This window comes from Bartonella sp. AC130YNZD, from assembly GCF_042196865.1.
GTDB lineage: Bacteria > Pseudomonadota > Alphaproteobacteria > Rhizobiales > Rhizobiaceae > Bartonella.
This window is the reverse complement of record NZ_JBHIQZ010000008.1, coordinates 1-19,523: the sequence shown is the minus strand read 5'-3', so window position 1 is coordinate 19,523 and position 19,523 is coordinate 1. Positions and strand designations below refer to the sequence as shown.

Annotated in this window: 18 protein-coding genes, 1 tRNA gene and 4 pseudogenes; 13 read left to right on the top strand and 10 right to left on the bottom strand. The window is 37.8% G+C overall.

All coding sequences use genetic code 11. The features are described 5' to 3' along the window. Window positions 1-67: 67 nt before the first annotated feature. The 3 genes and pseudogenes from ACFINU_RS04715 (at window position 68) to ACFINU_RS04705 (ending at window position 2,488) form a co-directional block, all read left to right on the top strand. Window positions 68-214, top strand: a complete 147-nt coding sequence (locus ACFINU_RS04715) for a hypothetical protein (RefSeq protein WP_375617916.1) — start codon at window positions 68-70, stop codon at window positions 212-214. A 587-nt stretch (window positions 215-801) separates the two neighbouring features. Further along, window positions 802-975: pseudogene (gene fumC / locus ACFINU_RS04710) on the top strand (class II fumarate hydratase); the annotation flags it as partial. Window positions 976-1,600: 625 nt separating this feature from the next. Further along, on the top strand, window positions 1,601-2,488 hold the full coding sequence (locus ACFINU_RS04705) for an outer membrane protein (RefSeq protein ID WP_375617915.1): 888 nt from the start codon (window positions 1,601-1,603) through the stop codon (window positions 2,486-2,488). A gap of 1,084 nt (window positions 2,489-3,572) precedes the next feature. On the opposite strand, the pseudogene ACFINU_RS04700 reads toward ACFINU_RS04705, so the two are convergent. The 4 genes and pseudogenes from ACFINU_RS04700 to ACFINU_RS04685 all read right to left on the bottom strand — a co-directional run. After that, a pseudogene (locus tag ACFINU_RS04700) lies at window positions 3,573-4,277 on the bottom strand (RNA-guided endonuclease InsQ/TnpB family protein); the annotation flags it as partial. A gap of 12 nt (window positions 4,278-4,289) precedes the next feature. Next, on the bottom strand, window positions 4,290-4,715 hold the full coding sequence (locus ACFINU_RS04695; protein WP_375617914.1) for an RNA-guided endonuclease InsQ/TnpB family protein: 426 nt from the start codon (window positions 4,713-4,715) through the stop codon (window positions 4,290-4,292). Window positions 4,716-4,765: 50 nt separating this feature from the next. Next, a pseudogene (locus tag ACFINU_RS04690) lies at window positions 4,766-5,390 on the bottom strand (IS607 family transposase). 285 nt (window positions 5,391-5,675) lie between these two features. Then, a tRNA-Leu gene (locus ACFINU_RS04685) sits at window positions 5,676-5,760 on the bottom strand. Window positions 5,761-5,982: 222 nt separating this feature from the next. Here ACFINU_RS04685 and ACFINU_RS04680 point away from each other — a divergent pair. Then, window positions 5,983-6,588: a YqaA family protein gene (locus ACFINU_RS04680; protein WP_375617913.1), complete on the top strand. Its 606-nt coding sequence runs from the start codon at window positions 5,983-5,985 to the stop codon at window positions 6,586-6,588. Between the two features lie 12 nt (window positions 6,589-6,600). Then, window positions 6,601-7,173 (top strand): disulfide bond formation protein B, encoded by a 573-nt coding sequence (locus ACFINU_RS04675; protein WP_375617912.1) that lies wholly within the window; start codon window positions 6,601-6,603, stop codon window positions 7,171-7,173. Here the strand turns inward: ACFINU_RS04675 and ACFINU_RS04670 are convergent. Next, window positions 7,170-7,301 (bottom strand): hypothetical protein, encoded by a 132-nt coding sequence (locus ACFINU_RS04670; RefSeq protein ID WP_375617911.1) that lies wholly within the window; start codon window positions 7,299-7,301, stop codon window positions 7,170-7,172. The two genes, ACFINU_RS04675 and ACFINU_RS04670, sit on opposite strands and share 4 nt — an antisense overlap. A 164-nt stretch (window positions 7,302-7,465) precedes the next feature. Between ACFINU_RS04670 and ACFINU_RS04665 the strand changes: the two genes are divergently transcribed. Further along, window positions 7,466-7,990, top strand: a complete 525-nt coding sequence (locus tag ACFINU_RS04665) for a type II toxin-antitoxin system PemK/MazF family toxin (RefSeq protein WP_375617910.1) — start codon at window positions 7,466-7,468, stop codon at window positions 7,988-7,990. A 1,081-nt stretch (window positions 7,991-9,071) separates the two neighbouring features. Here the strand turns inward: ACFINU_RS04665 and ACFINU_RS04660 are convergent. Then, window positions 9,072-9,284, bottom strand: a complete 213-nt coding sequence (locus tag ACFINU_RS04660) for a hypothetical protein (protein ID WP_375617909.1) — start codon at window positions 9,282-9,284, stop codon at window positions 9,072-9,074. A gap of 269 nt (window positions 9,285-9,553) precedes the next feature. Then, window positions 9,554-10,222, bottom strand: coding sequence for a hypothetical protein (locus ACFINU_RS04655; RefSeq protein ID WP_375617908.1), 669 nt, complete (start codon window positions 10,220-10,222; stop codon window positions 9,554-9,556). A 1,043-nt stretch (window positions 10,223-11,265) separates the two neighbouring features. Between ACFINU_RS04655 and ACFINU_RS04650 the strand changes: the two genes are divergently transcribed. Both ACFINU_RS04650 and dut read left to right on the top strand, forming a co-directional pair. Beyond that, entirely contained in the window at window positions 11,266-12,075 is an 810-nt protein-coding gene (locus ACFINU_RS04650; RefSeq protein WP_375617907.1) for a hypothetical protein, read from the top strand. A gap of 259 nt (window positions 12,076-12,334) precedes the next feature. Further along, entirely contained in the window at window positions 12,335-12,865 is a 531-nt protein-coding gene (gene dut / locus ACFINU_RS04645) for a dUTP diphosphatase (protein WP_375617906.1), read from the top strand. 834 nt (window positions 12,866-13,699) lie between these two features. Here dut and ACFINU_RS04640 read toward each other — a convergent pair. Further along, window positions 13,700-14,278, bottom strand: coding sequence for a biopolymer transporter ExbD (locus tag ACFINU_RS04640; protein WP_375617905.1), 579 nt, complete (start codon window positions 14,276-14,278; stop codon window positions 13,700-13,702). Further along, complete coding sequence (locus ACFINU_RS04635; protein WP_375617904.1) at window positions 14,275-15,159, bottom strand: MotA/TolQ/ExbB proton channel family protein; 885 nt, start codon at window positions 15,157-15,159, stop codon at window positions 14,275-14,277. Before ACFINU_RS04635 ends, ACFINU_RS04640 begins: the two co-directional genes overlap by 4 nt. 998 nt (window positions 15,160-16,157) lie before the next feature. On the opposite strand from ACFINU_RS04635, the gene ACFINU_RS04630 reads away from it, so the two are divergent. Both ACFINU_RS04630 and ACFINU_RS04625 read left to right on the top strand, forming a co-directional pair. Continuing rightward, window positions 16,158-16,496, top strand: coding sequence for a YqjD family protein (locus ACFINU_RS04630; RefSeq protein WP_375633396.1), 339 nt, complete (start codon window positions 16,158-16,160; stop codon window positions 16,494-16,496). A gap of 3 nt (window positions 16,497-16,499) precedes the next feature. Beyond that, a complete protein-coding gene (locus tag ACFINU_RS04625) occupies window positions 16,500-16,943 on the top strand; it encodes a hypothetical protein (RefSeq protein WP_375667389.1) in 444 nt (147 codons plus the stop codon). A 582-nt stretch (window positions 16,944-17,525) separates the two neighbouring features. Here the strand turns inward: ACFINU_RS04625 and ACFINU_RS04620 are convergent. Continuing rightward, window positions 17,526-18,269 carry a nuclease gene (locus tag ACFINU_RS04620; protein ID WP_375617901.1) on the bottom strand — a complete coding sequence of 248 codons (744 nt, stop codon included), beginning with the start codon at window positions 18,267-18,269 and terminating at the stop codon, window positions 17,526-17,528. A 158-nt stretch (window positions 18,270-18,427) separates the two neighbouring features. Here ACFINU_RS04620 and ACFINU_RS04615 point away from each other — a divergent pair, with 158 nt between their 5' ends. The 3 genes and pseudogenes from ACFINU_RS04615 to ACFINU_RS04605 all read left to right on the top strand — a co-directional run. Beyond that, the gene (locus ACFINU_RS04615) at window positions 18,428-18,778 is read left to right on the top strand and encodes a TrbC/VirB2 family protein (protein WP_375667386.1); all 351 of its coding nucleotides are present in this window, start codon (window positions 18,428-18,430) and stop codon (window positions 18,776-18,778) included. An 18-nt stretch (window positions 18,779-18,796) separates the two neighbouring features. Next, window positions 18,797-19,120, top strand: a complete 324-nt coding sequence (locus ACFINU_RS04610) for a type IV secretion system protein VirB3 (protein ID WP_375617900.1) — start codon at window positions 18,797-18,799, stop codon at window positions 19,118-19,120. Next, window positions 19,120-19,523 (top strand): annotated as a pseudogene (locus tag ACFINU_RS04605) (transporter); the annotation flags it as partial. The gene ACFINU_RS04610 and the pseudogene ACFINU_RS04605, both read left to right, overlap by 1 nt.

The following is a 19,523-nucleotide window of genomic DNA, read 5'->3' as shown; positions in this document are numbered from 1 at the left end:
TATGGGTGGTTTTGTCGCTTATATTGTACTTAAAAGGCACAACGGTTTTGGAAAGGCATGGATAATCATGGCTCAACACCCAATGGCTATATTGACAGAAAGTGATTTAAATGGATATGACCTTAAGGTGTTTTTCATTCTAGCTTCGCGTCTTGATTTTGAAAATCTATTAGCTATCAGCCAAACAGAATTAGCTCAAAAAAATCGGTATTAATAGACATAATTTCAATCGAAGTATAAAAAGATTAATGAATTCATCGACGCTTTACAATGTTATCATTATTGATAACATTGGGTAGATAACTCTTATCTCAATGAGATAATGTGTTTATTTATAATGATAATCTAGCGTTATCCATATTGAATGAGAATCCTAAATACCGTAAGATTTTCTCATTTTAAATCGGTCCCATGTTGCATCAATCAAAATCACTGACTTACACATCACAAACGCAATGAATGTGTGAATAGAAATTGTATCCGATAAGGACAAAAACACCTCTAATGAACCACCTCAAGTGCCAAGGACTGTCACAACGGACAAAGGGGCCTGTCACAACATTGTGGAGAGGACTGTCACAACACCCCACGAACTGGCAAATATAGTAATGGTACCGGCGTACTCCTTTATGAAGCGTAAAAGAGGTGCTCAATAGATTTATCATTATACCATTTACAATCGCTGTCGTGAAATGGGTTTAGGAACATTGAGAAATGTCTCTTTTATGAAGCGTGAAGATGGGAGTGCTCAATAGAGGAACAGCTGTTGGAAAAAACTCAATGCACTGAAAGGTTTTGCTCTTTGCTGAAACAATCAGCTCTCTGACGGGGATATACTTGACAGCTCGCAAGAAATTGGAGGCATTTGCCCATTATGGCACCCTCACCCATTTCCACAAAAACCTGAATGCACGCGCTAATCTCTTTAAAATCGCCAAAGACATTCAGTTTTTAGACTCTCATCCACGTTCCGGCTTTAAGCGAACAGAACAGAGAGTTTATCCGTTTTACATGGCGCATAAGAAACTTCATGAAACTTGAGATTCTCGCACTTTACTCCTTCTTATTCTTCGTATTCCATTCAATCAATCAAAACTATTCGCTTGGATTATCACAAGCAAAAGTGGCATATAGATAAAAAAGAAATAAAGTCCCTCATCCCCTCAAGTGCTCAAAAGGCTACCGCAATACAAAGCTACGCAATATCAGAAACGAGCAACGAATATGATGGTGCCAATATGCATTTTTTACGATCAATTGAATATGTAAGCACATTGATGTCAATCATAATGGATAATACATTTAATAACAAAAAGTGTTTTAATATGTATAAAATAATGTTTTTTAAATAAATAAAAAGCTTATTTACTATACTATATTTTTTTCTAAAACACAGAGAACATTGAAAGAGTATAAAAAATCCTGAAAAATCAATATAAACGCGGGATAATAGCATGAAAACAAGTTTTAAGAACGCTTAAATATGGATAATTATAGAGTTTTTGAGTGTTTTAGTTTTCATAATGATATTAAGTATAGATTTTTTTAACCAATTTGTATATAATACGATTTGTATCTGAAATAAATTGGGGACGTTTTTATGAAAACAAAATGTTTAGTTGCACTATCTATTTTCACCTTCATTACCGCTTCAACAGCGCAAGCAGCAGATACGGTAATCTTTAAGCAATCAGAACCGAAGGTTTCATTGCAAGATGTTTCATCGTCACGTATTTCACCGGTTACTGTTTCTGCGCCTTTTTCTTGGTCTGGTTTTTATTTTGGAGGACAAATTGGATATTTTTCCAATAAAAATACTCTAAATTACGCACAAGAAGCTAGGGACGGAAAATGGGCTTGGATTGATAGAGATTTATCACCTAAACTATCAGGATTGAGAGCAGGTTTGTATGCAGGTTCTAATATTGATCTGGGAGATCTTGTTTTCGGTTTTGATATCGACATGGTCTGGTCTGGGAGGAAAAGCACCCAAACAGACAATGGAAAGAAAATTCTAGATGAATTAGACTCTATTAACATTGCCTTTAAAGACGCTGGGATTCCTATCATAAAATCTGCAGCTCAGGGTGAAACGATATCCAACTATGGTGACATTGTTGTTAGCAGTGTAACACTGAAAGAAAAATGGTCTGGTGCCACGCGCGCGCGTATTGGTTTTGCTTCCCATCGTCTTATGCCTTATATTGCAGGGGGTATAGCCTATACACAGATGCAATATATCATGTCACTTTTATCAAAATCGCAAGAAGATTCGACAATTTTTGCTTCTGGCAATGTGTTAGATGAGACAAAAACAATGTTTGGTTACACTGTTGGTGGTGGTTTTGATCTTGCAATGACAGATAATATTATTATGCGTACAGAATATCGTTATTCAGATTTTTTTAAAAAGAAATTTGCAAACGATAACCTTAAAATCTCTTCTCAAACGCATGATGTTCGCTTTGGTATCGCTTATAAATTCTAAGTTTTGTAGAAAAATTGAACGATTAAAAAACCCTGTTAAAAACGGGGTTTTTTAATGCCCCTTTCCCCCTAAAAAGACGTAGATTCTAAAAACCAGTACTAAACTGTAAACAAATAGTCACGAAACGATAAAGCATCTCCCTCTTTTAAAGCAAGTTTCTATCCTCTCAGCCTTTCATGTCGTGCATTGGGAATATAAAAGCTTTACCATCATACCATTGGGCGCCATCGTAAAATAAATGAGAGCCGTTATTTAAGAGATATTTCTTTAAAATAAATATGGATATTGTGCATCAATTGCAGTTTTATAAAATAATGTTGACTTGCCTCCCCGCTCTTAAAGGATAAAGATTCTAAAAACCCATTTTTAAACACCATGTCCGTTTATAAAAGCACAAAAACCCTTGGGAACTCTTGGGGGATTTGGGCGGGCTTCTCTGGGCTCCTCATGGAATGCCCTTAAACCTACAGCAAGACAAACACACTGAAAAATATCCAACACACACCGAAAAAATACTGTAACGTTTCAAGGAAGTATGCCCTATATTACCACACTTCAAACAACAGTATTTTACCGCTATTGTATGCCAGAGTGGAAAGAGGATATTGCGGTTCTCTGTTTATGTAATTTCTGTAACGGGGAGACAGCTTCATTTAGGGAGCACATGAAGTTTTCAAAGTAAAAACCAATTTCCAATCTTACCATTTCCCTCTGCTTTACGACTTTCAAAAGCCTCTAAAGCATAATCTTTTAAGCCTCTGCTCCTGTCTTTTAAAGAGAGGAAATTACACATTACCCCATGTTTTTGTTTCTCACATATCTTTTTGGCGATCACACCCTTCATATCATACGGCAGCGCTTCAAACCAAACACACTCAAATTCAAGATACTTGGGTTGCCAATTCACATGCGTGTTTTAAAGAAACATCTCTCAAAACCCTCAAGCCCATTTTGCGACAGCACCCACAAGAATATAAAATCTATAGAGCACCATCTCTACACTTCAATAAAAGTGCAAGCTGGCACCATCCATCATACACTTTACCTCCAATGATGCCGTTCTATCAAACTTATGTAAATGTGATCATTTCTGATTAAATATAATGTTGATTTCCTGCTTCTTTGAGGCTGGTTTCACCAAAGTCACAAGACGTTGGCCAGAGCCTTCCTCTCCACAGGCTGATACGGTGGAACTCACCGCCAAGTTTTTTAAATTAATCGCGGCATTAATGTCTCGATCATGGTGTGTACCACAATGAGAACATCTCCACTCACGTATGGTAAGAGGCAATTGTTCAATCTTACATCCGCAATGATGGCAGATCTTACTGCTCGCATACCAACGATCTGCAATAACAATCTGTCGACCATAGCGTTCGGCCTTATATTCCAATTGACGGCGAAACTCGAAAAAACTTTGATCTGCAAGGGCACGCGATAAATGCTTATTTTTCAGCAAACCTTTTACATGAAGATCTTCCAGACAAAATGTACCAAAACGCTGAATTAAATCTGTTGTAACCTTATGCAAATGATCTGTTCTGATATTACTTATCCGTGCATGAAGCTTAGCGAGTTTTTGTTTCTCCTTATAACGATTGCTCGAGCCTTTTTGCTTACGGCTTAGCCTTCGTGATAAGCGCCGTAAACGATTTAGCAAAGCCTTATAAGGTTTAACGCCTCCTATGGTTTCTCCTGTCGAAAGCGTTGCAAGTGCATTGATGCCCAAATCAAGACCAACAATAGCTTGGTTCTCGCTCAGTGACTCTTGATTATCTGTTTCAACGCTAAGACTTACAAACTACCGATCCGCTTTACGGCTAATGGTTGCTGACAAGATCTTTCCTTGAAATCGCAATTGTTCTCGCAGACGAACCCAACCAAGCTTGGGAATTCTTATCTTGAAACCTTGCAACTGTATTTGATCATTGGTCAAAGTAAAACGATCGTGCACTCCTTTCTTTCTAAAAGTGGGATATCGGCTTCTCCCTGAAAAGAAATTCTTAAAAGCCACACCCAATTGAATAATTGCCATTTGTGGAGCATTTTTAGTAACTTCCATCATCCATGGAAATTGTTCTCGTTTTAGAGAATTGAATTGTCTACGTAGCGCATAGTCATTAGGCTTTGGTAAATTATTATCTTTCTTCCATGCTTCATATTGCTGCTGCCATTCCTTCAGTGCCCAATTATAAGCAAAGCGCGCGCAACCACTGGCTCGAGCCATGTAGCTTCGTTGTTTATTGTTTAAGTCTAGAGCTATTTTGTGAGCAACAATCATTGCGATGCCTCTACAGCTTGACGAACATTCTCTAATAACCTTTGATTTTTTCTCGAACGACTTCCATAAAGACGAGCACTAAAGACAGTAATAATTTCTAAAACATCTTTGGCTAAATCCTCTTCAAAACTGCTTTCTTCCCCCTGATTAAGAATGACAACCTCAACTTGTTTGGCTTCACAAATGGCGAAGACTAATTCTGCACCAAAGCACAATAAACGATCTTTATGCGTAATCACCAAACGACCTATCTCATTTTCAATGAGAGCATCCAATAAACGTTTAAGTCCCTTTTTACGATAATTCATCCCTGCCCCCTAAATCAGAGATGAGTTCATAAGTCCAACCTTGGCTTGCGCAATAAAGCTCAAGAACCTGTTTTTGTCGCTCTAAATCGTCTTTTTGATCATGGCTCGATACACGCGCATAAGCAATGGTTTTTCTTTGTGACAGTTCTCTCGAATGAAAAAGCTCAGGTCTAAGCTTGGATAGGTCATAACGACGGTGTCCTCCTGCCGTATGCTTAGAAATAATTTTGCCTTCACCTTCCCAACGGCGCAAAGTGCTAATCGAAACACCCAAAACTTGAGAGACCTTACCTATCCCAATAAATCTATCCATAATGTATATTATTAAAAAGATATAAATAGATTACAAGTAAGCTGTTAAAGCCCTTGAAACGGCATAAGAGGCATTTTTATTCATTTTTTGTAAAATTTCACTCCACGCAAGCTCATCTAGCTTGTAACGTACGAGCGACATGATTTTTGTTGAATTACTATAAACAAACTTGAAATGAAAGAATCCTACGGTATTCGAGTTTTTCATTCAACATGCAAAACATTGAATACGGTCTATAAAACAACGTGATGCGCCATAACAGGATAAAGGAAAATATTTATGAAGTGGTGCGGGTGGTCGGACTCGAACCGACACTCCTCTCGGAACCAGATTTTGAGTCTGGCGCGTCTACCAGTTCCACCACACCCGCACACTGCTATAAAAGACAGGACTATAAAAGACAGACTTGTCGATTATTCCTTTGCACTATATGAAGAAGAACAGATTCGTCAACAGAAGACTTCTCATTTTTTAAGAATTCATATCATTTTCTTATCTATTTTATGAAATACTTTCTTTATTGGATTTCTCTATCGGATTTATAGCAATCTCATTTGTAAAGTGTTTACCTCTTAAATTTATAAAAAGCCTCATGATATTAAACAAATTAAAGCTTTGGACGATTTCTTTAGCAAATCGGCGTACAGCACCACACTGGCTTGGTTTCATTGCCTTTATTGAAAGTTCTGTTTTTCCAATTCCCATAGATGTTTTATATATTCCGATGCTTCTTATCCATCAAAAGCGGGTTTATCGTTATGCTTTGATTGCGACGATCTGTTCTGTATTAGGAGGCATTGCCGGTTGGTTTATCGGACATTTTGCCTATGATACCCTTGCCAAACCCATTTTAGAAATTTATGGTAAGGTTGAAAGTTTTGAATCTCTGAAAAATAGTGCAACCCTGCAATTTCTAATCATTTTACTGATAACATCAGGTTTTTTTCATCTTCCCCCCATCAAGATTGTCACAATTTTGGCCGGTGTTATGAGTGTGCGTCTTGAATTTTTCATTCTTATTTGTACTTTTTCCAGAGGCGCTCGTTTTTATCTTCTCGCGTGGCTGATTAAACATTTTGGGCAAAAAGCAATGAATTTTCTAGTACAGCATTTTAAATGGATTGTTCTCATTGGTTGTGTTAGCCTCCTTTTAATTTATGGGATTTTCATAGCTTTTTTAAACAAGAAGCTTTTATAAGGAACAGACTTAATGGCATGCGTTTTGTCTTCTCACCCGCTTTTACACAAGCACCTTCATCTTGAACCCAGCAGAAAAGAACAAAGTTTATGGGCTTTTTTTCTCGCTTTTTGCTTGTCTGCCACAATAGGGATTGCCCTTGGTTTTGAACATTTCGGAGGATATCTTCCTTGCGATTTATGTCTCATAGAGCGTTTTCCCTATTATGGTGCCATACCATTTTTGCTCTTAGCAGGTTTTGGAGCATGTTTTTTTCGCACAACTGCTTGGATACAACTTTTATTTTTGTGTGTTTTTGTCTTAATGTGCATCAGCCTTGTTTTAGCCGTTTATCATGCGGGTGTTGAATATGGCTTTTGGACAGCTCCCCTCAGTTGTGGTTTAAGCGCAGTGAGAAAAACCTCAGACATTAACCAGTTGCTTAACCAACTAAACAACATTCATCCTCCTTCTTGTTCTGAAGCATCCGCACGCTTTCTTTTTCTTTCATTTGCCGGTTGGAATGTCGTCTCAAGCCTATTTTTCTCCCTTATAAGCCTCTATATTACTTCAAAAGGGCTCCTTTCAGTCCATAAAAAACTCTAACCATAAAATAGAAACGAAACCGCGTGCACTCGTTCTCTCCAATCGCTTTCCACCAACAACCCTCCAGTCACCAATCCCCACCCAAAACCACCCACCGCCAAACCAACCCACCAACACCAACGAGTCACCAACATCCCTCCTCTAGCGTTGTACTCAAAAGACAAAAATGAGCAGATACATCCACTTTATGGTTTCACCTCTCTGTACTTATAAGCAACATTTTGATAAAAACTCGTGATAGAAAAGCCGTAAAATAATAAGTGAGGGGACCAATAAATATAAATGGTCTGCTATGGCTGAAGATAAGAACACAAAGCCTTCTACCCTATCACCTATTTCCTTAGATATAACCAAACTTGAAGAACCATGTGTTATGATGGAACATGATCATAATGCATGGCGCGAGCATATAAAAGAAAGGGATTTAAATGCTCCTTACGAAAAACCACCTCATATAAAACCACGAATCAAATCGGCCCCACGCATCAGGCAAGTTTTTTGGTGCGATTTTCCTCATGATTCGATACTCCCTGAATTTTGGAAAAAGCGGCCTGTTTTAGTGCTTTCTAAGAATGCAAAATTATATGGAAATGTGACAGTTTTACCTTTTTCAACGAAATCACAACCCAATAATCCCGCTGCGTATCCAATACAATCTCCTATAGAGAATAAAAAAGCATGGATTATCTGCAATTATGTCACAACAGTTTCTGTAAGTCGTTTAAGTTGCTCACGTACCGTTCCAAGGTTATCCTGCGAAGATTTTCATAAAGTTGTAGCTCTGATGCTCAAATATTTACCGCATTTACAGTATTGACTTTTGAGAAAAATAAGTGTATCTATATCACCATACACGGCATCAGTAATGGTGGCCGCTTCCCCGCAAGGGGAGATAGGAACGAAGGAGTGGGAAACCGCTCCTTTCGTCATTTTTGGTATTTTTTTGAAAACTTTTTAGCCATTTTTGCAAACTTCCCTAGAACATATCCAATATCCCTCCTCCACCGTTGTTGTTTTGAAATATCTGTGATTTGGGATAAGCAGAAAACAATATCCGTACTGTTGATCCGGTAAAGTTTCCCATGAAGATTACCGATATATTGTACATACTTATCATTTCATTGCACAAAAAATCGTGCTGCCGTTTCTTAAACTTTATATGATTTTCCGCAATGGGAATATCTTTCCAAGATTGAAAAAAAAGCTTCGCTTTATATGACCACACCTCAAACGATCGTATTTTACGAAATAACAAAGAAAATTCTCTAATAAACCAGAAATCAACACCCAACCGATTTCTATCTCTTCACCAAAAACAATTGGTTATTGCCCTAACCGCATTATTTCACCGGTCACATGACCTAACATAGCTTTTGCAGATAGACTTTTTCCTCTTCTCCTAGAAACGATCTATGTTAAGCTATTTTGGGATTTACTGCTGAATTGCTTATGCTTGCGCTTTGAATACCTTTTTCTCATTATACAAAAGGTAGATAAAAAAATAATTTCGTTTATCAGCTTTATTTTAAAGACACACCTATTTTTACAGGATACGTTTTCCTTTCTATCAGCCCTATCGCGTTCAATACACTTATCGTTTCTAAACATGAACAACCAAGCATCACAATGGAGCAATAGACACCCATCACTTTCATGGGCACTTGCATTGACAAGAGATAAACAAGAGTATTGATCATCACACACGGAGCAAAAATCTATAGCGACTATGCCATAGACTTTCGCCACGCACGGGTTATTCTTAAAGCATATTTATGATGAAATAATCATTTATGACATCCTTTTTGTTGTGCCAAAGAACAGGTTTTGCTAACTAGTTTTACTATTGTGCAAATTTCTTAAGAAAAACTCTCACTGGGTCTATAGATAGCAAGATTTCTTTATGGAGAGCGCACATGACGCTCAGCTTTGACCTTTTCCATAACAAGGATAAGTTCAAATTTTAACCAACACGACAATACACCTACTCTAAACGATTTATGTACCACCTCATCCGCAACAGGCTGCTCCAATATTGGTGCATTTATCGGTGCATTGACTTGAGAATTTTTTGCACTTCCACGCACCGTAAAAAAAGAAAGTATTTTTATCATGTTGCACTCCATTTTAATTGATTTGGATTTTAAAATGCCCAAAAAAATCAAACAAAAATAGAGAGGTAAGTTACGAAAACTACAGGGTAAATTTTACTGCCCCAAAATGTCTATTTTTCCCCGCCTGAACAGTCAGAGGAACACTATAAAAATTATTTTCATTGAAAAACAATTACTTATAATCTAGGGAAGAAAAGTAAAAATCTCCCCCAGAAAAAGAGATTATCTTCAGAATTATCAAAAAAAACAGCACAATTTTAGTGATCTTTTTATTTTTTTTCTTTTGATAAAAGAGAGCTGGCAGGTGTCTTAGGCGCCCCTCCGGTAGGTTCCCAATTCGCAACAGCTGCTAATTCCTCAATAACATCCTTTTTTAACTTACCATTTTTCTTATTGTGTAAATCATATTGATCAGCATTCTGTTGCAACCATTTTGCAAGCGTTCCTTTAACAGTTTTACCACCCTCAACCTCACTCACCGCTTCCCATGCCGCAACAATAGCAGCAAGCTTTGGAGCATAACGTGGATGCGTTGGATCTTGAAACGCATATTTTTGGTCCTTAGTCTCAGCAGAATCATCCTCAGGGAAAAAAAATGGAGGGTACAGACCACGCGATGAAAGCCATTCTTTTAAATCATCAACGCGAACATATGAGGAATCTGCATCTATAAAATCCGAAAAATTATAGTACGACCATTCTATCTCTAATCGATTGCTTTTTCCCGCTTGAACGATAGCATGATAGGCTGCACGGAAATTAGCAGTTTTCTCTGATGATACGGAAAGGTTATCTTCGTAAATATCACTTTTTTCTGGTTCTAATTTGTTGACAAACAAATACTTTCCTGGATTTAATCCAACTATTAAAAGCGCTGCCTGCAGTATTGTTAGTTTTTCAGAAAGCCGCCAAAATTTCAAACCATCACTATTTTCCATATATGCTCCCTTTTTTCTGCACAATTTCGCTCTTTTTTAAAAACATCAAAAACGTTTGTTAACGCGTAGAGATTATGCACTTCTCACATTTCAACTCATCCCATACTTTAAATAAAACACAGCACCCACACCCCTCCTTGTGATACACAAGAAAATGATTTGAATTGCTTCAATATAAGAAGTTTTGAAGTGAGAGGAATCCTACTGAATTTTGGGCTTTCATACAAGATATCAGGCAAGTTACAAGGCGATAAATGCCCCTTCATAAAGCATAAATTCTTATGCGTGATCAAACAATTTGATATGATAATATCTCTTTCATTTATGCACTCCCACCCTTAAACCTGCCCCTGCAATTACAGCACAAAAGATAATTCGTTACATCAAATCCACCTAAATGCAAAAGCTGTAACAACGCTCAATGCGCGTAAATATCATAAGAATACTGTCTTACACCTCCACAAGCAGGATGATTGGCGTAAAACTGTACAATAAAATGCCATACCTATAATGAACCGTACTAAAGACTGTCGCAACATTGGGAGCTAAAGTGTATGATGATGCCAGCTTGCTCTTTTATGAAGCGTAAAGATTAAGAAGACTCAATGGAGTTTATATTATTTCATGGAAATTTTGCGGCTCTACCCTTCTATACTCTTCACGGGGCCCCCTCGCGAAATGGGCTTTTGTCCCTTGAAAAAGGTCTCTTTTTAAAGAATCATTTCAAATTCCAAGAGCTATTACAGTCTTTTGAACGCATCAAATGAATGATGGTGCTAGCTTATTCCTTTCCTATATTCTCGAGCATCAATACATTAAAATGCTCCATTCAAACATCCCTTTAGCAAAATAAAGCACATTATCTCTTAAATTTTTTCACGCAATTATTTCTTTCATGCGCCCCTTTCGTCTCCATTTGATAAATCTCCTTGTACTTTCTCAGTGCAACCTTTTTGTAATTTGTCAGTTTTTAACTTTTAGATTGACTTTCGGTTTATTTTTCTTATGTTTTAGAATTATTCTAAAGTGCAGAGGAACAGAAAATGTTGAGATCGTTTTTTTCATTTGTACAACGTAAAGCTCTGTCCTTTCGTTCAGCACAAAACGTGATACTTAAAGTGCTCAAAATAAAAGAGCAACATGCGGCGCTCTATTTAAAATATGCAAAAGCTCTAGAACCTTATTCCTCTAAGGAAGCCGCGGTTTTTACCGCCATGGGGCTTCAAGAGCTTAAAAATTATAAGCAACTTTTGTGCCTTTCTTGCCATAATCGTGCAAACACTATCGGTTCATTATGTGACAGAACTTCTCTTGTGAAAGGCAAGAGCCGCCATCCCTCCCAAAAAACAACAGCGGCAAATCACACCATAAAAAAACCTTCGAAAACGCAAAGACAAACACTTTTGACTTGGATTCAACCAGGTCTTGCAGGATTAATGGATGGCTCTGTCTCCACCCTTGCCCCCATTTTTGCCGCAGCTTTTGCCACGGGAGACACGCATCAAACTTTTTTGATAGGGCTCTCAGCTTCAATTGGTGCGGGACTTTCAATGGGTTTCACAGAAGCAGCCCATGATGACGGAAAATTATCAGGGCGTGGTTCGCCATTAAAAAGAGGTCTTGCCAGCGGCATTATGACAACATTAGGAGGACTAGGCCATACTCTTCCCTATTTGATCAACTCTTTTTATGTAGCGACAATTATTGCTTTTATCATTGTTTTTTTCGAACTCGGCGCCATCGTCTGGATTCAGAACAAATACATGTCCACTCCCTTTTGGCGCGCCTCTTTACAGGTTATCATTGGGGGAACTCTGGTTTTTGCGACGGGTATTCTTATCGGTAGTATCTAAAAAATCTTATCTGTAACCATAATTTAGATCTCAAATAAGCGCATGCCCCTAGGCATAAGCCATCATTGATGATGCCATTATTGAAAAATGCCATTGATGATGTTAGGTGGTGTTGTGGAATATTTTAAGTCAGTAAGAGATGATAAGCAAGCTCTGGGGACAACCTATATCCACACACCTTTATCGACTTGGTTTTATAGATATCTTTTGTTAAAGTATCATTTTCTTCTAGACCTCATATTTTGGAAATGCCTCAATCATGTCGCACACTGAAACCAACGCCCCTCTAAACAATCATCCTGTCTCTTCTCAATCTTCACATGCCCAGACTTTATTTGTTCAGCGTCTTGCACACGGACAAGGTTTAGAACTTCCTTGCTACGCGACAGAGGGTTCTGCGGGTCTTGATCTACGGGCAGCAATTGGAGAAGAAGAAACGCTTGTTCTTGCCCCTGGGCAGCGGGCACTTATTCCAACAGGTCTCATTTTTCATTTATCACTTGGGTTTGAAGCACAAATACGTCCACGCTCTGGCTTAGCCTTAAAACACGGCATCACATGCCTCAACACTCCAGGAACAATTGATAGTGACTACCGTGGTGAAGTCAAAGTCCTTCTTATCAATTTAGGCCAAGAAGACTTTTCCATCCAACGGGGCATGCGCATTGCCCAAACAATCATCGCCCCCGTATCCCAAGTTAATGTTTGCACCATTGAACCAGAGCAAAATACCCAAAGCCATAACGAGAGCCGTGGAACAGGAGGTTTTGGTTCAACGGGACACACTTAAGAAGCTCTGAAAAATCGCTACTCTCAAAATAACACATACTTATTCCAACCACTCTTTCACTGGAAATTCTTTGAGCTTTTAAATTGCAGAGGGAATGCGCATTTGCTTTCAAAGTTTTTGCACTAAACTCACCTCTAAACAAGCATCTCTCAATTACGTCTCGTGCGCTATACAAAACTTCATTATCACCAGATACCCCTCCCCCATAACAAAAACATTGGCATTAAACATTGAGAGCTCACACACCGCTGGTAATGTCGACAATCTGTACATCATATTGATTTATAATAATAATGAATTGTCTTGCAACTTAAATGAGAAATCTCAATACTGTAAGATTGTTTCATGGCAAGCCTATTTATATTAAATCAATCAAAAGCATGTTTCTCACATTCCAAACGTGGCTAGCATGCAGATAAAAACTGAAAAAATACCTACAATAAATAGCACTATCACAACATTGGGAAAAAAATATAAATACGATAATGGTGCTCGCTTGCTCTTTTGTTAAGCATAAAGATGGTGATGTTTGATAGGTTTTTTATTATGCTACGGGGGCTTTACCGTTATACCATTTATGAACACCGCCGCAAAAAAGGCTTTAAGATGTATTAAGATACACAACAATCGCCTCTGCTGTTTTCTTGATCGCACCTCTTGCGGCAAGATGAGTAGAGCTTAATCCTAAAAAAACCGATTCAATATATGAACCCCCTGCATAATATCAAACCCATACGTATTTGGTTTAATAAATCCACGGAACCCTCATCAATTTCACTCCATGACTTTGAGTAATATGCTTTGCTTCCTGCAACAAAGGCTGTTTTTTTATCACTAATCAGAAACATCGGCTGGAATATTAGCGTTTCCCGCATGGCTCGTTGTTACGGCATCCACACGCCCCACAACGTTACCACCCGCTCCATCGACAGCAGCATCCGCTACCCCTGTTGTTTTATTATTGATCCCACCTCTTGAGACAAGATTGGTAGAGTTTTGCAATCCTACAAGACCGATTTTATTATATCCAGCCATGCGTATTTGATTTAATAAATCGATGACAGTACCATAATCAATTTCGCTATCCGCTTTGATTAAAATTTTTGCCTCTAAATTTTGCGTAGTTTCCCTCAACAAAGCTTCTCTCAAAGCTGCTTGTTCTACAAGATGATCACCAATGTAAAGAGAACGATCTTTTTGCAACGTAACATAAAGAGGTTCATCAGACTGAACCACTGAAGGTGCTTGAGTTATAGAAGGAAGCTGAACGGAAATGACAGACGTTGCCAAAGGCGCTGCAACCATAAAAACAATAAGCAACACCAATACAACATCAATAAAAGGGGTCACATTGATTTCACTTTGCAACCCACTCTCGTCTATATCCCAATCATTATTAAGGCTTGCTTTCATTTTTTATGACTTTTCTGTTGTCTTTGTCTATCAAGTTCACGGCTCAAGAGCCTTTCAAGAGCAGCAGCGATATCGCCTAAATCACTGCGATAACCACTCAAAGCACGCATAAGGCTATTATACATAACAACGGCGGGAATAGCCACAAAAAGCCCAACAGCCGTTGCGAATAAAGCTTCAGCAATTCCAGGCGCCACCACATCAAGTCGCGTTGTTTGAGACTGAGCAATCCCAATAAAAGAGTTCATAATTCCCCAAACAGTTGCAAAAAGACCAACAAAAGGAGCAATTGCGCCAATAGTTGCAAGAACAGCACTTCCACATGCAACACGGCGTGTAGCAGCCAGCAAGCAGCGTGACAAAAGTGAATGAACCCTTTCTTTTAAACCTTCATGAACATCGCGAACCCTAGCATCGCGAACATCGCGGGAAACATCTTCATATTGATTGCTCTCCTCATAAAAGAGAATATCTTCAATCGTTTGTGCCCTTTCCCCTGTACTGGTTTTTTCACCAGAGCTTTCGTTTATCCCTTCAGGAGCAGAAAAATGAACCTGTTGTGCAGAAAGATACACCTCTTTAAGGACTTCTTTGAGAAAAAATACACCAGCCCCTTTGCTTTCTTTCAAGCTAGCTGCCAAACGCGTAAGAGTCTGAGCATTTAGAACCAATTGAAGTTCATGACGTACTCTTCGTTTTACCAAAGTGATCTCAACAATTTTCACAAAAGCAATTGTCCAAGACACAAGTGAAGCAAGTAACAAAATAATGATAACCGCTTTCACCACCCAATCAGCAGCCATAAACATAGAAAGAGGAGAAAAATCATGCGTTGTCACTACAGCAGACATATTATCTAAAGGTACTGTTTCAGATTCCATTTTTATCTCACATTCTTGTGCTCTTATCTTTATTTATGAGCTGGGTCGTCACCCCGCATAGCATCACTGTTCCAAAATGCCACGACCCTTTTAACGTCACTTGTGTATTCCTCTTAAGAAAGAAAACTTGATAAATCAAGTATAGTTTTATTCCACAAGCTCTCTCTTAATTCTAAAGAAATCACTCAAGAAATTTTTCTCTAACAATTCAACAAGTTTATCTTACCCAATCAATTTATTGCATAAATTAGGCAAAATGATAAACTTACAAGAAGTATCGCATATAATATTTTCATTTATAAGAATAATTTATCATCGTTCCTGTTAAATAAATCTCTCATATCGCAAAGCTTTTCTCATTTCAGCGGCTCTTTTAAATCCAACAAAATATTTTCTTACATGAAACAAGCAGCAAAAATATCATAAAACTCTTGAAGAAAAGGATACGCACATCTCTAACAACCAGTGCACTAAAGTACCTTCTATCCAAATAAAAATATACCTTTTTTTAAAAAAAGAACTATTGCAATATCTTAAACTAACCAAAAGTATCATGGGGAGCGCGTGTTGCCCCCAAATACATAGAGAGCAAAGAGCCGCAATATTATTTTCTTTTTCTTTGCTTCAAAAGCATAAAAATGACAGTACTTCTGCCGCAAACTCACAATAACCATGTTTTTGACCTGTCACAAGCCTAAAAAATAAACCTCAACACGCTTTTTAAAAACTTTTATAAAAACTGTGCCATGAGAAACTGAAGAATGGTGCTAAATTCTTGCAAAAGCATAAGACAATTTTCAACAAATGCGACCCTTTACAGACAGAGCATATCGTATAGGAAAGATTTATTTTATCAAAAACAGTTTTAAATTCGACAAAATGAAAGGAACCAAAAAAAGCTTTTGGCGTTACTCAAGCAGTGAAAATTTTCACTCCAATGCAAATGATCACTATGAACACACCAATACAAATATAATGAATCAAGAGGGAAAAATACCATGGCCCATAATAAAACAACACAGCACGATAAATCAGCCGTAGAAAAAGACCAACAAAAAGACCTACAAGGACAATTAGAAAAGTTACGCACTGAAATTTCAGGGATTACCTCAACCCTAACAGATCTTGGTGCAAACAAATTCAACGCCGCCAAAGACAAAGCAGAAAAACTATATCACTCAGCGAAAGAAAGTGGTGAAGACATGATGTCTCAAGCAAAAGACAAAATCAGTGATCTTGAACAAACCATGAATCAATGCGTTCGCAAAAATCCTGGCAAAAGCGTTTTGTTTGCCGCAGGGATTGGTTTTATTCTTTCTCAATTACTACGTCGTTAAGCAATGCATAAGTTTATCGCTCCTCTTTTAAACCATCTTGTCGGTGGAGGGCTTAAAAGCACAGTCAAGCAAGTACGCCTCCAAGCAATTTTCTATGGGTTTATTGGCATTTCATTCTTCATGTCTTTGCTTTTTTTATGTACCATCGGTTTTATTGCGTTATGTTCTGTTATGCAGCCTCTTGCCGCTGCTAGTATCATGTTTTTAATTTGTCTTTCTCTTGCGGGATTAGGTCTTATTATCAGTCGCATTCTCAAAACTTATCAACGCTATGACCAACAAAAAAAGACAGAAGAACAACGCCATAAACTCATGACAGATGCGACCGTTTCCAGCCTTGCAGCTCTCAGTCAACATCTCCCTTTTGCCAAATTGAGTGTTCCCATACTCGGACTTGCAACTTATTTTCTGTGGAAAAAAGATAAAAAAGACCGCTTTTCAGAGTAAAATATGTAAAACTGTCACTCTAAATCCCCCCTCAATGTGCTTTCTTTTATTATAAAAGAAAGCACATTTTTTTCCTCATAGCTTCTTTAGCTTCTTCAAGTGCCTGAAAAGAAATCCCCTTCATTTTGGTTAAAAGTTCCATAGAACCCTACACTCTCTTTCAGATTGCAACCCATGTTTCATGAACATGGCAACATGAGGCAAAGCTTACATTAAAAATTCTGGTTTAATTTGAAGCCATTTATTGTTTTTGAAGGCAAGGTGTTTTCAGCTTTACCTTTTCTCTATATTTTTATAAGCCTTTTTTTCATGACCAAAGGTCACGTCATCGATTTGAATTTATTCATATTTTTCTGAACACTCATGTTTGTTACAATGACTATTTTGTTTAGGGGGAAAAACGCGCTCTCCCATAGCGCTGTAGTAAGCAACCTATATGCGTAAGCGAGCTTTAAACACAACAATTTTCCATAACGAACGTTATTCACCAAGGACTGCGTGGATTATAATTAACTTTTTTCTGATAAGATTTGCAGTAGAATATTGTCTTGATTTTTAAATAGCGCTTAAGAGGACGCTTTATCAATAATGGTCAATGGGATTGTAGCTCCCGTGATCTCTTCGCCAATCTTCTGGTTGTTGAAATTGGCTCGACCATAAACCGTTTTGTGCTTTTTGAGCAGCAGATTGTAGAGTTTTATAGTCTGCGGGGGATGGAAAATGATGCTGATCTTTTGTCAACACCATCAACCCTTCTGCCAGCCCCAAACGTGCCAGATCAACTCCGTCAACAAAACATTGTGCATAATGAACCTGTTGAATGACACGTGCTTGCCGACAAGTAACCTTTTTATCCATTGTTTTTGAGACAAGCCACGCCGTAACAAAAGCACCGCATGGCCACTTAACTCCGTTGCGTGAGGCAAATTGTCGTGTTTCACAGCTTTCCACACCATATAATCGGATATCACGGATGATCTTTTTTCTCCATCCATCATCTACGAGCGTGATCATTTTAAAGGTCACACCACTTGTGACCTGTATAGCACCGGAATAGACCGGCACATTTTCTTCATAAAATTGTGATGCGATTGGTTCTGAATGCAATACCACATTTTGTTGGCTTGCGTCTTGTTGGTTTGCATAATCTATCAATTGTGACTTCGGATTTTGAACGGAGTTTTCTATTGTCTTTTCTGATCCTTTTAAAAAAGAATTTTGAGTAAGTTGTTCATTATTTTTAATTAAATAAAAGTATCCTAAAATAGTAATACAAATTAATACAATATATTTAGGCGCTGCTCGAAGATGTTTTAAAAGTATCATTTTGAATATTACTATATTTTTTGTTTATTAAATAATAAAAGATTAAATATTATTAATTTATCGATAGAAAAATTTATTTTTTTCATTTATATGATTCCTGAATAATATTTTGAATATTAATTTTTCTATCAACTTAAACATAAAGCGGGGAAATTTTCATGAAAAACATGAATAATTCGTTCAGTTGTGAACATACCTTACAAAAAACTATTCTATCCAACACACAAAAGAAATGGTTAACAGCAGCATTGATGTTGTTTATTACCTTCATCGCACTGAGTGAACCAGCATTTGCTGCAGGTGACTTCGGAAAAATTGAAGGCGCTCTTGATAAAATAATCTCAGCTTTAACAGGAAAAATTGCAACATCAATTGCCACCATTGCGGTTGCTGGTATCGGGCTTGCCTGGATTGCTGGTTATGTTGAAATGCGTAAAGCTTTTTTTGTTTGTGTTGGCATCGGCATTGTTATGGGTGCATCGCAAATTGTATCAATGTTGTCCAATTAAACTTTGCCTTTCAAAGCCATGAAAGAGCACGACAAGCTAACAGAAGATACGTTATTTCTTGCTTGCACGCGTCCCGCCATGATTGCAGGTGTGACGGTTGAAGCTATGGGATTAAATGGGATAGGAACGATGATATTGTTCATTATGGCGGGCAATATTTTTCTTCTAACCTTTGGTGTGATGTTGCATTTCATATTCAAGGAAATCCTAAAGCATGACCATAACAAATTTCGTATTCTTCTGACATGGCAAAAGACAAGTATTTTTGCCAGAAACTCTAGTCTATGGGGTGGGGGAAGTATTTCTCCATTACGATTAATTCGTAATTATGAGGAATTATAATGAATAGAACAGAGCGCAAACGTGAAAAGCTGCCAGAGGCGATCATTCCTTACGTGCGCCATGTTAACAAGCATATCATTGCGCTGGATTCACGCGCTCTCATGAGCGTTATTAAACTTGAAGGGATTAACTTTGAGACAGCGGATATTATTGATCTGAATGTGCTTCACGAGCAGCTCAATAATCTGTTTAAAAACATAGCGGATGAACGGATAGCGCTTTATAGCCATATTATCAGAAAGCGTGAAACGATTTATCCGGATGGAACTTTTAGATCGGCATTTGCCAAGCAATTAGATGATAAATATCGCGAGCGGATGATCTCACAGGAGCTTTATCGCAATGATCTTTATCTTTCGATTTTGTGGAATCCACACGTTGATCAAACGGATAAATTAGTGGA